General features: G+C 33.2%; 11 protein-coding genes. All 11 read left to right on the forward strand.

Annotated features, from left to right (window positions below; genetic code table 11):
• The first annotated feature begins 158 nt into the window (after window positions 1-158).
• The 11 genes from QE109_RS09695 to QE109_RS09745 all read left to right on the forward strand — a co-directional run bounded on the left by QE109_RS09695 (window position 159) and on the right by QE109_RS09745 (window position 14675).
• Window positions 159-1169, forward strand: a complete 1011-nt coding sequence (locus QE109_RS09695; protein WP_281094299.1) for a deoxyguanosinetriphosphate triphosphohydrolase — start codon at window positions 159-161, stop codon at window positions 1167-1169.
• 88 nt (window positions 1170-1257) lie between these two features.
• Window positions 1258-3051: a DNA primase gene (dnaG, locus tag QE109_RS09700; RefSeq protein ID WP_281094261.1), complete on the forward strand. Its 1794-nt coding sequence runs from the start codon at window positions 1258-1260 to the stop codon at window positions 3049-3051.
• A gap of 15 nt (window positions 3052-3066) precedes the next feature.
• Window positions 3067-4284: an RNA polymerase sigma factor RpoD gene (gene rpoD / locus QE109_RS09705; protein WP_281094262.1), complete on the forward strand. Its 1218-nt coding sequence runs from the start codon at window positions 3067-3069 to the stop codon at window positions 4282-4284.
• 118 nt (window positions 4285-4402) lie between these two features.
• Window positions 4403-5137, forward strand: a complete 735-nt coding sequence (locus tag QE109_RS09710; protein WP_281094263.1) for a tRNA (adenine(22)-N(1))-methyltransferase — start codon at window positions 4403-4405, stop codon at window positions 5135-5137.
• Between the two features lie 14 nt (window positions 5138-5151).
• A complete protein-coding gene (locus QE109_RS09715) occupies window positions 5152-5937 on the forward strand; it encodes a Nif3-like dinuclear metal center hexameric protein (RefSeq protein ID WP_281094264.1) in 786 nt (261 codons plus the stop codon).
• Window positions 5938-6073: 136 nt separating this feature from the next.
• Complete coding sequence (locus tag QE109_RS09720; RefSeq protein WP_281094265.1) at window positions 6074-6262, forward strand: hypothetical protein; 189 nt, start codon at window positions 6074-6076, stop codon at window positions 6260-6262.
• Between the two features lie 131 nt (window positions 6263-6393).
• Complete coding sequence (locus QE109_RS09725) at window positions 6394-7908, forward strand: Ppx/GppA phosphatase family protein (RefSeq protein WP_281094266.1); 1515 nt, start codon at window positions 6394-6396, stop codon at window positions 7906-7908.
• Entirely contained in the window at window positions 7905-9962 is a 2058-nt protein-coding gene (gene ppk1 / locus QE109_RS09730; RefSeq protein ID WP_281094267.1) for a polyphosphate kinase 1, read from the forward strand. The genes QE109_RS09725 and ppk1 overlap by 4 nt, the downstream gene beginning before the upstream one ends.
• A 4-nt stretch (window positions 9963-9966) precedes the next feature.
• Complete coding sequence (locus QE109_RS09735; protein WP_281094268.1) at window positions 9967-11478, forward strand: Ppx/GppA phosphatase family protein; 1512 nt, start codon at window positions 9967-9969, stop codon at window positions 11476-11478.
• A gap of 144 nt (window positions 11479-11622) precedes the next feature.
• A complete protein-coding gene (gene helD / locus QE109_RS09740; protein WP_281094269.1) occupies window positions 11623-13914 on the forward strand; it encodes an RNA polymerase recycling motor HelD in 2292 nt (763 codons plus the stop codon).
• A gap of 26 nt (window positions 13915-13940) precedes the next feature.
• Entirely contained in the window at window positions 13941-14675 is a 735-nt protein-coding gene (locus QE109_RS09745) for an alpha/beta family hydrolase (RefSeq protein ID WP_281094270.1), read from the forward strand.
• Window positions 14676-14684: the final 9 nt, after the last annotated feature.

Raw genomic sequence — 14684 nt, forward strand, 5'->3', positions numbered from 1 at the left:
AAAAGGAATGTACCCCTTATTTACTTTAAAAAAATGATTAGAGATAAATCATCGGATGGGCTCGTAATCAATTTGTTCACAAAATAGCGATTGATTTTATACACATCACTGATAAAATAGAAGTAATGCTTACAAATAGAAAAGAGGTGCGCTAAATGATTACTTATAGAGAAACGCAAGAGCAATTAGAACTCAAACTCCTTAGCAGTCGCGCGCAAAAAGTGATACAAAGCAAAGGGCGTAGGTTGTCTGAAGAGTTATGTCCACTTAGAACAGAATATCAACGAGATCGAGATAGAATTTTGCATTCAAAGTCTTTTAGAAGGCTCAAACATAAAACTCAGGTTTTTCTTTCCCCAGAAGGAGATCATTACAGGACCAGACTTACACATACACTAGAAGTTGCGCAAATTTCTAGAACTATAGCTAGGGCATTACGGTTAAACGAAGATTTAACAGAGGCGATTTCATTGGGGCATGATTTAGGACATACGCCCTTTGGTCACTGTGGTGAAGAAAGACTCAATCAAATACATCCAGGTGGGTTTAAGCATAACGAGCAAAGCTTAAGGGTCGTAGATTACCTAGAAAGACGTAACAATAGTATGCTCGGCCTCAACTTAACTGATGAAGTTAGAGATGGAATCGTCAACCATGGTTCTAAGGGAACGCCTAAAACGCTTGAAGGCCAAATCGTAAGTAAGTGTGATAGAATTGCATATCTTAATCATGATATTGATGATGCAATAAGAGCTAATGTACTTAACAAAGATAGTTTGCCTGAACCTATTTTAAAAGTTTTAGGTAGAACACATGGCCAAAGAATCAACACCATGATTATGGATATCATCACACATAGTGATGAATCAGATCAAATTGTCATGAGTGAATCAGTTGAATATGCTTTTAATGCACTTCGCAGCTTTATGTTTGAAAATGTTTATTTCAATAAAGAAGCTAAAAAAGAAGAGGAACGTGCTGAATATATTGTAGAAGCACTATATAACTACTACAAGGAACATCCAGATCAAATGCCATCTGAACGTTTCGATGATTATGATAAACGTGATGGTATTAACGCTGTTAAAGATTATGTAGCGAGCATGTCAGATCGTTTTGCAGTAAATGTATATAAAGAACTCTTCATACCCAAATTTTGGTTATATTAATTTTATAAACTTTTCTTAATAAAGAAGGATTTTTAAGATTAATGTCGAAATAATTAGAGTCACTTAATATTTACAGAAAGGTGAGTAAATGAGCATAAGAAATGAAGGGAATATTTTCGACTATATATTAGATAATGTTAACATCATTGACGTTATCTCAAATTATATAACTGTTGAGCGTTCTGGGAAAAATTATAAAGCATTGTGCCCATTTCATAATGAAAAAACAGCATCTTTCATAATTTCCGAGGAGAAACAACTATTTCACTGTTTTGGCTGTGGTGCCGCTGGCAATGCAATTGGGTTTATTACTCAATACGAAAATTTAGACAGTATCGATGCAGTGGAATTTCTAGCAGATAAATACCATGTTGATATATCACAATTCTCTAAAGGTGCTAATCAAAAAAACACTAGTCAGCACGCTAAGTACTATGATATATTAAGAGATGCAGCAGTTTTTTACTATAAGAACTTAAGAGTACATCCAGAGGCTATGTTATACCTTGAAAAAAGGGGGATACACATGGATGTAGTCAAACAATTTGGTTTAGGTTTTTCAAACGATGCTTGGGCTGAACTATTAAAAAGTATGTCTCAAAAGTATTCTACAAAAGACCTAGAAAGCGTTGGTTTAATAATTGCCAATAAAGACAATACAAGTTATTATGATCGTTTTCGTAATCGAATTATTTTTCCAATAATCAATCCAAAAGGTAAGGTGATTGGTTTTGGAGGTCGAGTCATGGATGATTCGCTTCCAAAGTATCTAAACTCACCTGAGACGGAAGTCTTTAATAAAAGTCAAACTTTATATGGACTTAATTTGGCAAAGAGTAAGCTAAGTGATAAAAAACAACTCATAATAGCAGAAGGCTATATGGATGTTATTGCACTTCACACTTATGGCTTTACAAATGCCGTTGCAACACTTGGCACAGCTCTAACTGCAGATCATGGTCGTTTGATGCGCCGTTATGCTGATGAGGTGATTATTTGTTATGATTCTGACTTTGCAGGTCAGAAAGCAACATTAAGAAGCTTAGATGTTTTAAGAGGGCTTATTGATAAAGTAAAAATAATTGTTCTGGGAGAGAATTTAGATCCAGATGAGTATCTAAAAAAATACGGTTCTGATAAGTTTAGGGAAAAGATAGATAACGCTATTACTGCCACAGAATATCGTATCAATCATTTGATGCAAGCATATAATTTGAACAACGATCAGGAGAAAATAGAATTTTTATCTAAAGCGGTTCTAATTATTGGTGAACTTAGTAATGCTTTTGAGAAAAATCTATTTATTGACAATTTATCTAATCAACTCCAAGTTAGTAGAGAACTAATAGCACAAGAGGTTTTTAAAGAAAATTATAACGCAAATTCACAATATGGTTTTCATACGAAAATTAAACAACAAGATACTGTCGTTAAATTATCGAGCGATCGCAAGCGCTATTTGGAACGTCAACTTGTAACCTATTATATTCATAAATTTGACACTTTAGATGAGACTCAAAAATTGCTCATTAGCCAGTTCAATTATACAACTGAACTTCAGGAAATTATTGATTATATTATCAGTTACTATAACCAACATCAAACTTTCAATATGCAACATATTATTGAAAATGCTGATTTATCGATCTCAACAGGACTAGTCGAAATTATTCACGGTCATTTAGATCATATTGCAGACATCGATATAGATCACGTTATTCATAATTTAATGTTATTAAATATTGACGAGGAAATTGAGGCTCTGAAATTGTTGTTAAAAGGTGCTGAAGTTAAATCAGATCTTCAACATCAAATTAAAAATAAAATCATTGAGAAACAAGCAATAACTTTGAAAATAAGGAATCATAAATTTAAAAACTGAAAGGAGGCAATTCAATTGAGTGATAAATTGAATGCCAAGCACCAAGAAATAGTAAAGAGCTTAATCAAAAAAGGTAAAAAAAGCGGAAGCTTAACGTACAAAGAAATCCAAGATAAATTATCTGCGATGGAAATTGACAAAGATCAAATCGAAGAAGTTTATGAAGCCTTTTCCGCTATGGACATTACTGTTATTCCCGAAGGTGAGGATGACGAAGAAGATAACCTTGACATAGATGAGATTGAAGACATCGATATTGAAGACCTAGAAGATTTAGAAGAAGTTGATGTAGAAGATCTTGACGACATTGATGATGGTGTTGATCGTATCAATGAGTTAGAACCTTCTGAAGAAGAAGAAGAAGAGAACGAAAAAATTATCGATATCTCTGTCCCTAAAGGGATCAACATTGATGATCCAGTTCGTATGTACTTAAAAGAAATAGGTGAGGTTGCACTTTTATCAGGTGAAGAAGAGGTCGATTTAGCTAAACGTATGGCTACTGGAGATGAAGAAGCTAAACGTAAGCTCTGTGAAGCCAACCTCCGACTTGTCGTAAGTATCGCTAAAAAATATGTGGGTCGTGGTATGCTTTTCTTAGACCTAATTCAAGAGGGTAATTTAGGACTTATTAAAGCTGTCGAAAAATTCGACTGGACAAAAGGTTTTAAATTTTCGACTTATGCAACTTGGTGGATTCGTCAAGCGATAACACGTGCAATTGCCGATCAAGCTAGAACTATACGTATCCCTGTGCATATGGTTGAAACAATCAACAAATTAATTCGAGTTCAACGTCAACTTTTACAAGAGTATGGTAGAGAACCATTGCCAGAAGAAATTGCAAAAGAGATGGATATGACTGTAGAAAAAGTAAGAGAGATCTTAAAAATAGCTCAAGAACCGGTTTCTTTAGAAACACCTATTGGTGAAGAAGAAGATTCGCATCTTGGTGACTTTATTCCTGATAATGATGCACCTGCTCCAGCTGATGCCGCAGCCTTCTCAATGTTGAAAGAACAACTAATGGAAGTGCTCGAAACTTTAACACCTAGAGAACAAAAAGTTTTGAAACTTAGATTTGGTCTTGAAGATGGACGTGCTAGAACACTTGAAGAAGTCGGCAAAGAATTTGATGTTACGAGAGAACGTATACGTCAAATTGAAGCCAAAGCTTTAAGAAAACTAAAACATCCAAGTAGAAGTAAGAAACTTAAGGATTATTTAGAGTAAGTTTTGCTTCGAGTTGGATTTTATGAGAGGTAATGTTAAAATAGGATTTGATGTATGTTTTCATACTCAAGTTCTATTTTTTAAGTATTACTATTAATTGTACAAATTGAGGGGTATAATGCAAAAGAACAAAATTTCAAATCGTATACATTTAATTGCTAAACAAGCAAAAATTTTGAAACCATATTTTCTATCTATTGCGGATATAGGCACTGATCACGGCTATCTACCATATATTATGCATTCTGATGATTCAATTGGATCAAGCATTTTATGTGATATCAACAATGGACCTCTAGAAAATGCAAAAAAAACTTTTGAAGGACATGACCAGTATCCTGTAGAGTTTAGACTTGGTTCAGGGCTTGAGCCTCTAGAGCCTAAAGAATCTGAACTTGTGGTGATTGCAGGTATGGGGGGTGGATTAATTCAAGATATCTTGATAAATGATCTTGAAAAATCTAAATCTTATCCTTATTTTCTTATACAACCTATGACTGAACAAGATCAATTAAGATCATTCTTAATTGATAATGGTTTTAATATCTTATGGGATCATTTTTTTATCGATGCTAAAAAACATTATGAATTGATTGTTGTCAGTACTAATTTTGATACAGATGTAGAATACAAATATGATTTAATATCAATTCCATGTAATGACTTAGAATTTGGTAAACGTATTAGGAAAAGCCAAGTTGATGCTTACTTAGAATTTTTAGAGAATAAAAAAAGTAAATATGAGTATATTTTAAATCAAGTCACTAAAAATAATTACAATGAAAAAGTAACAAAGTGTAACACAAAACTAAGTACAATACTAACCATAGAGCAAACTCTAAAAACATTGTAGAGAAGGAGAAAATCATGAAGGTTACTGTTAAAACTTTTTATGATATTATTGATAGCATTGCGCCATTTGAAACTGCTGATACTTGGGATAACTCAGGCTTGTTAGTTGGATCTATGGATAACAACGTATCCAATGTACTTGTAGCTCTTGATATTACTGAAGAAGTCGTTTTAGAAGCTATCGAAAATAGCTGCCAACTCATCATTTCACATCATCCAATCATTTTTACTGGTGTAATGTCAATTACGGAACATAATTATGCAGGTAAATTACTGCAAAAAATTATTCAAAATAATATCGCTGTAATTGCTGCGCATACTAACTTAGACCGTTCAACAACACATGGGATAAATTTGTTTTTAGCTAATGAATTCAAACTGGTTGATTGTGTACCTCTGAATTTTGCACACGGATATGGTATCGTAGGAAGTTTAACAACATCATCAACGCTAAGTACTTTTATAGAATTGACAAAAAACATCTTTAAAATTGATTTAGTAAAAATAAGTAACTATCAAGATAAGCCCATCACAAAAGTTGCCATATGTAGTGGTGCTTCTGCAGATTTTATAGAAGATGCCCTTACTAATTCAGCAGATGTATATATTACCGGCGATTTAAAGTACCATGAGGCTCAAAAAGTTTTAGGGAGTGGTATGGTATTATTTGATGTTGGACATTTTGAAAGTGAGTTTGTATATCTGGAAACTTTAAAAATTCATATATTAAATCAACTTCAGAGTCAAAATGTTGACATTAAAATCAGTCAATATGAGAAACCTATATTCAGATATATATAACATCATAGCAAAATATGCTAGGTAGAGCATGCTAATTGTGTCAGAGATACAATTACATGCTTTTATTTGGTTAAAAACAACTATTTTTGGATATATATATGTCGAAGCATATCTATTAAATTTAAAGGAGATTAATATGTCAAAAAAATTATGCAAACTAGTGAGCGATGATATATTGGATAAAGATTTTAAAAGCTATACAAAACTCGTAAACGAAGCACGTTTTGTCTGCAAAAAATGTGGTAGAGTAGCAAAAGATGAGGATAGTCTATGTAAACCAAAAGCAATTAAAGTGAAACAATCTAAGAAATCAAAAAAAGACTAAAGTTTTGTAAAATCTAAGTAAAGTTCGATGAAATACAATTACAGATAAAATTTATAAATGTATAATAAAAAGTGTGACTCAAATCGCTTATGCTTTTTATTATTTTTAAAGTTTTCTGAAAAGGGGGATAAATGGATCATTTATTTGCTGCAATTGATCTTGGATCAAATGCAATAAAATTAAAAATTGTACAAGTTGAAAACGGTATCATGAAGCCCCTTGAAGATGTATCTGTTCAAATTCCACTTGGAGACGAGGTTTTTCTATCCAATACGATTCAACTTGAGACAGTAAAAGAAGCTGTAGAAACACTTAATTATTTCAAGCAAACGATGGCCTCTTATGGTGTAACCAATTATAAAGCGGTTGCAACAAGTGCACTTAGAGAAGCAGAGAATTCAAAGAACATCGTAGAAATCATTCGTATGAGAACTGGACTCGAAGTAGAAGTAGTTGAAGATACCATAGAAAAGTTTTTAACTTATAAATCTATTCGAGATAAAATACATGACTATAGAAGCATTAGAAAAGGGTCTTTACTAGTAGAGGTCAATTCAGGTAGTTGTGATATAAGTATCTATACACAAAACAAACTCATGAAAAATGATGAGATTAAATTAGGGATTAAAAGTTTAAAATATATGCTAATAGAACTTGAGAAGCGTACTGTTCATTACCCTTATATTTTAAAAGAGCTTATCGAAACTAGAACATCCCATATTTGGCCAAATATCGAAGCTAAAAAACTCACACATTTCTTAGCGGTTGGTGGCGAAGCCAAACAGATGAACGAGCTTCTTTTTAACGATGTTGAAGAAGTTCCTATGTCACTTTTTAAAAGCTATAGTGCAAAAGCAATGGCAAATGATTACGAATTACGCCACAAAGTAGAAAGCAAAAGAATCAATTGGTATGAGTTTTTAGCTACAATCATCCTTTACGATGTATTTACAGAACTTGTAGATGCACAGTTTATTACGGTTCCAAATATATCGCTAAGAGATGGTATACTGGCAGAACTTGTTGAAAAAGAATTTTCTTTGACAAGGTATAAGCATTTTAATAACGATGTCTTTACTCTTGCATATGAAATTAGCAAACGATATAAGAGTAGTGAATCACATGTCAAACATATGGAACATACTGCACTTATATTATTTAAGGCACTTAGAATAAATTTTCAATTTCATGATAGAGATGAAACCTTACTTAGACTTGCAGCAATTCTCCATGAAATCGGAAAATTCACAAGGATGCGTGATTATCTGATCACGACTTATGAAAAAATCAGCAATCTCGATATACTTGGCATTAAACATGATGAATCTCTGATTATCGCTCATATGTGTCGACTGATATCAAGTTCAGAACATAAAATGTATGACAACATGATCAGTGGAGTGCAACCTGAAGATCAGATCAGAATCTTTAAGCTAGCATCAATATTATCAATTGCCGATGCCTTGGATAAAGGAAAGAAACAAAGGATCACAGTTGTAGATACTGAGATTACAGAAAATAATTTCTATATAAAAATTAAGAGAGACTCTGAAACCATTTTAGAAGATTGGAGTTTTGAATTTACAATTGATAACTTTGCCAACACTTTTGGCATTATACCAGAATTGAAGGATGTGGATGAATGATACTCAACCGTGAGCTAAGTTGGTTGGAATTTAATAGACGTGTATTAATGGAGATGGAAGATTTAACAACTCCTATTTTAGAGAGATTACGATTTAGTGCAATATTTGCCTCAAATCTTGATGAGTTTTTTATGGTAAGGGTAGCAGCCATTAAAAACCAAATTAGTTCTGGCTATGAAGATGTAGATCCAACTGGTTTAACAGCGAGAGAAAAACTTGAACTAATCAACGAAACTGTTTCTGAACTTGTTGACCTGCAGTATAAGATGACCATGTCTCAACTGGAAACCCTTAGAGAAGATGGTATAAGTTTAATTAGAAGTGCTGAGTTTACGCCAAGTATATTAGCACAGTTAGAAAAAAAGTTTAGCTTAGAAATTTTTCCCGTTTTAACACCTATGGCTGTAGATTTTTCCAGAAGATTTCCTTTAATTGCTAATAAGAGCTTGTATATTGGCGTCAAGCTTTTAATCGGTTTAGAACCAAAACTTGCGATGGTTCAGGTTCCAAGTGTTTTAGAGCGGCTTATCAAAGTAACAGATTGTAAATCAAATGTTTGTTATGTGCTTTTAGAAGACGTTATTGAAACCTTTATTGATAAACTTTTCCTTGGACACCAAGTGCTTGCAACCTGTCAATTTAGAGCAACCAGAAATGGTGATATCAATATCGTTGAAGATGAAGCTGAAGATTTGCTGATGGTTATTGAGGAAGCAGTTAAACTTAGAAAATGGGGTGAAACAGTAAGGCTCGAAATTGGACAAGGTGAAGATCCTTGGCTTTTAAAGGTTTTACAAGATTCGTTAATGGTAGAAGCAAAACAAGTTTTCAAAGTAGACGGCATACTGGATTTAACATTTCTCTTTAAAATTAAAGCGCCTAAGAGTTTATCAAAACTTACAAAAGCACCTTATAAACCTAAACGTTTCCCAATAATTGATAAAAAGAATATATTCAAAACCATTCGCGAAGGTGATATTTTTCTACATCATCCTTACGAAACTTTTGACACTGTGGTTGATTTTATTAAACAAGCGAGTAAAGATCCTCATGTTTTGGCAATCAAACAGACACTTTATAGAGTAAGTGGGGATTCCCAAATTGTAAAAGCCTTAGCAGAGGCTGCAGAGAAGGGAAAACAAGTTACGGTATTAGTTGAATTACGTGCGCGTTTTGATGAAGAAAACAATATCAATTGGGCTAAAAAATTAGAGCAACGAGGTGTTCATGTAATATACGGTATCTATGGTCTAAAAACACACTCTAAAATCACTCTAATTGTCAGACGTGAAAAAAATAAAATTAGGCGTTATCTTCATCTTAGTACAGGTAACTATAATGATCAAACAGCAAAGGTTTATACTGATATGGGGCTAATTACATGCAATGAAAGCTTTGGATCTGATGCGTCAATGTTTTTTAATATGGTATCGGGATTTGTTACATCCGTTAATACTAGTATCATGAGCGTTGCACCTTTTACTTTGAGACAAAAATTCAATGACTTAATTGACCGGGAAATATCACATGCGAAGGCTGGACATTCAGCATCTATCATTGCAAAAATGAATTCTCTTGTTGATCTAGAAATAATTGAAAGGCTTTATACAGCATCCAAAGCAGGCGTTAAGATAAATTTACTCATTCGTGGTATTTGTACATTAAAACCAGGTATTGAAGGTCAAAGTGAAAATATAACCGTTACAAGTATTGTTGGAGAATTTCTTGAACATAGTCGAATTTTTTATTTTGAAAACCACAGAAAATCTGAAATTTATCTTTCTAGCGCTGACTGGATGACTCGAAATCTAAGTAGAAGAGTGGAACTTCTTTTCCCAATAGAAGATGCCACTATTGCAGAGAGAATTTTATATACACTTAAATTATATTTAGCTGACAATCAAAAATCATGGCAACTTACATCTGACGGAAAATATGATAAGATTACTAATTCTAAACATCCAATTAAAGCTCAAGACATTCTAAAAACACTTGAATATACCAGTAATAAAGAGTACATTAATCAAATTAAATCTATTATAGAAAGTAAGTGATTCGATGAAACGCTCAATCGCAATAATTGACTTAGGTTCAAACTCAATTCGAATGAATATCATAGGGATCAACGAACGGGGTGGGTATAGTATATTTGATCAAGCAAGTGAAATGGTTAGACTAAGCGAAGGGATGGGTGATTCTTTAATTCTTCAAGATAAACCCATTAAAAGAACCATAGATGCACTACTTTACTTTAAAAAACTTATAGAAGTTAATAATACTAAAGAGGTATATGCTCTAGCAACAGCTGCGGTTAGAATGGCAGTTAATCAAGAGGTCTTTCTAAAGCAAGTAAAGAAAGCTACAGGTTTTGATTTCATCGTACTTAGTGGTAACCAAGAAGCATACTATGATTATCTTGGTGTTGTTAATTCAATGTCACTAGATGATGCACTTATTCTCGACATTGGCGGTGGGAGTACTGAGCTCATATGGATGAAGAATAGAGTTTTAAAAGAAGCAGTTAGTTTACCCTTTGGATCGGTCACTTTAACAGAACGATTCAGTATGATAAAACATAAGAAAAAAAGAATAGAGGCAGCACATAAATATATCGATAAATACCTTGATCAGTTGCCCTGGCTTAAAGAACTAAGGGGCAAACCCGTTATTGGATTAGGAGGGGTCATTAGGACACTAGGTAAAATTGACAGAGATCTAAATGGCTATCCTATAGAAAATATGCATAATTATAGAATGCATGAAGATGAAGTTGATTCAATCTGTGAAAAAATCATCTCCACTGATGAAAAAGAGCTCGATAAGATTAGCGGTATCAGTAAAAAAAGAGCTGATATCATCAAACTTGGAATATTACCATTTAAATGTATATTCGAAAGAATTGATTCTCCCGAAATTCGAATAAGTGGAAACGGATTAAGAGATGGCTATTTTTATGAGAAGTATTTTCCATCCATTGGTTATCCCGTTATCGTTGAGGATGTCCTTTTACAGAGCAAACAAAATATGATTAATCGTTTTGAAATCAATGAAAGACATGCAAAACATGTTCAGTTTATAGTGTTAAAATTATTCAATGCGCTAAGTTCTATTACTAATTATAAAGATACAGATAAAAAAATTCTAAGTACTGCTGCATTACTTCATGATATTGGTACTCATATAGAATACTATGATCATCATGTTCACGGATTTTATTTAATTCTTAATGGTAGATTAGAAGGGCTAACCAATCCAGAAAGGATATCTGTTGCTTTTTTAGTAGGTTCTCATCGAGAAGCAGGCATAAAATCACGTATGGTTGATTTTGAAAATATTTTAAGTAAAGCCGAGTTAAACAGATTAGGTAAACTCGTAGTTTTACTGAATATTGCTGAACAGTTAGATCGTGCAGAAAATTGTGCGGTTAAGGATTTAGAGATTATTATTGAAAGCGATCGCGTGCTAATAAAGTTAATCAGTGACGAATCCACTGAACTAGAAAAAGCATCAGCTAAAAGATTTTCTGAACGCTTCGAGAAACAATATCAAATTCCACTTTCAATTATCTAGTCACATGTTTCAATTACTTTACAGATTCAAAAGCCACTTGATTAGGCCTTAACAATTAGATATAATAGTAAAGTTCCGTTTTTTTGGCCTATGGATAGTTTTCATTTCTTGAACACTATCCTTGTTCTTTTTGTGGAGGGATTTATGAAGTTAAAGAAACACCCAGATTATGAACATGAATTAAATAGATTAAATGAAACGAAGGAGCATATCGAACATACTATTGCATCAGTTGAAAATTATAGAAAACTTTACAGTGATAACATTAAAGATGCGATGAGTAACCTAGATACACAAGAAAGTTCATCAAATTATATTGATGCATTAATTAACACGCAATTTGTTGAAATTGCAGATAAAAATTATGACAACTTACTCCGTGCTCGGAAGAAACCATATTTTGCCAGAATTGATTTTAAGCAAAGCGGAAAAGATGAAATTGAGAAATTCTATATAGGAAAAACGTCATTATTACGTGATGGAGAGTTTACACCACTTGTTGTAGACTGGCGTGCACCAATATCTACTTTATATTATGAGGGTCGACTTGGTGAAAACCAATATGAGTCAGAAGGCGATATCTATGAAGGTGAACTTTATCTAAAAAGACAAATTGCGATCGAAGATGGTAAGCTACATGATTTTATAGATGTAGATATTACGACTAATGATGCTTTTTTACAAGCGTCATTAGAAGCAAGTGCCGACCAAAGACTTAAAGATATTGCATCTACAATTCAAGCAGAGCAAAATAGAGTTATTCGTGCTAACATGAGGCGTCCACTAATTGTTCAAGGTGCTGCAGGTTCAGGAAAAACCACAATTGCTCTGCACAGAATTGCATATTTTATCTATACTTATGAGAAATCATTTAATCCTGAGTCCTTTATGATCATTGCACCCAATAGATTGTTTATCAATTATATCTCTGAGGTCTTACCTGAACTAGGCGTTGAAAAAGTGAAGCAGACAACCTATATTGACTTTATGAATGAACTTATTGGAAAGAAGATCCACTTAGTTGATAAAAATGAAAAACTCATCAAATTATTACATGAAAGTCATGACAGTAATCAATTGTTAATATGGAATACAGCTTTTAAAGGTTCTTTAGATTACATGCGTGGTATAGAAGCTTATTTAACACATATTGAAAAAAAATTTACACCGAGTGTACATTTTATGTATCAAGGTGAAACGCTTGCAAGTAGAGTGGAAATCAGATCACTCTTTTTACACAGTTACGATTATATGCCTATCATTAAACGTGTAAATGAGATTAAAAAACTACTTACATTTAGGCTCAAGCAAGTCCATAAGGAAAAGCTAACAAAGACCGAAGAAAAATACAATTTAAAAATTGATCATATAATCAGAGTAAAAGAACCTGGTGATGAAAGACGTAATCGCGTCATTTCACTTATGGATGAAAGAGATCATAAGCTCGCTGAGATGAAGCATGAATTTAAGCATGCTGTAAAAAATTATATGGCACTGTTTCCCAAAGTAGATTATATGAGTACTTATACAGAATTAATGACTAACACAGAACTTTTTCAAAAATACTTTGGCTCAAATTTATCTTTAGAACAAATAGATTATCACGTGCAACTTAGCAAAACACTTATCAATAAAGGAAAATTCGAGCTTGAAGACTTATCAGCACTTTTATATGTTAAAAACCGTTTACATGGCTTTGAGGACACACTTGAAATTACAACACTAGTAATAGATGAAGCCCAAGATTTTAGTATGTTTCAATTCTTTATTCTCAAACATGTTTTGAAAACTGTCCGCCTCACATTGCTTGGTGACTTATCTCAAGGCATACACGCTTATAGAGGTACAACAAGTTGGCAAGAGGTTATGGATCAAGTTTTTCCAGATGATCAGCCTAGTTACATGACTTTGGTTCAGAGTTATAGAACTACTGTTGAGATCATGGATACTGCTAACAAAATCCTTAGCAAGTTAAATGATGAAAGTATCGTCTATGCAAAACCCGTTATCAGACATGGAGAAACACCTGAAATTTTAGCTTTCGATGACTATGAACATTTAGTTGGATCACTCTACAAAAAAGTGGATTTTCTTCATGGAAAAGGGTACAAGTCAATCGCATTAATTTGTAAAACAAAAGCAGAATGCGTAAAATTAAAACGCGCATTTGATCAACAAAAAAAGCACAGTGTTAAAATTTTAGATGAAAAAGAAGAACATTATAGTGCTGGAATCATCTTAGTGCCATCTTATTTTGCGAAAGGACTTGAGTTTGACGCTGTATTGATACTTTCTATGAGTGAAGGTTATAGTCTTCATCCACTAGAAATCAAGTTACTCTATGTAGCTATGACTAGAGCATTACATCATATGGATCTTTTATATGTCAAAGGGACAATGCCCATACTAGAAAATGTAGAACAACTACATCACTGATCTAGTATATATTCAGGAGGCTTATTATGAAAATTACAAAGAAACGCGTAGGCTTATTCATCGCACTTATTTTACTTGTTATATTAGCGTATGGTACTTTCTGGTTTTTATCATCATATGGACCAGATGCGGAGGCAGAACTTAGCCTTAAAGGCAGTTCAAGTGTTGAGGTAATGAATACAAAGGATTATATCTATTTTTCTCCCAAAATTGAAACGTCAAAAGGAATAATTTTTTACCCTGGCGCAAAAGTGGAGCCAGAAGCATACAGTGTATTAGGATTAACATTAGCTGAAAATGGAATTCCATTTGTAGTGGTAAAAATGCCAATCAATTTTGCAATATTTGATATTAAAAAGGCTGAAAAAATCAAAGATGATATTCCATATGATAACACTTGGTATATTGGTGGACACTCTTTAGGCGGCAGTATGGCAGCAAAATACCTTTATGATCATCCAGAGAGTTTTAGTGGTATCATTTTCTTCGCCTCTTATCCAGCTGGAGCAAGTAATGATTTGTCTAATTTGCCTATAAAAGCACTGTCCATCAGAGGCTCTGTAGATGCCCTAGTGACACGAGAAAAAGTAGAGGATAAAGTCCCTTACTTACCAAGTAACACTGAGTATGTGACCATTGAAGGTGGTAATCACAGTCAATTTGGTAGCTATGGACATCAAAAAGGCGATAATGAAGCCTTAATTTCAAAAGAAGAGCAAATGAAACAAATTATCGATGCAGTAACAAAGTTTATGGAGTAAACAGAGTAA

This window comes from Fusibacter bizertensis, from assembly GCF_029914245.1.
Classification (GTDB): domain Bacteria; phylum Bacillota; class Clostridia; order Peptostreptococcales; family Acidaminobacteraceae; genus Fusibacter_C; species Fusibacter_C bizertensis.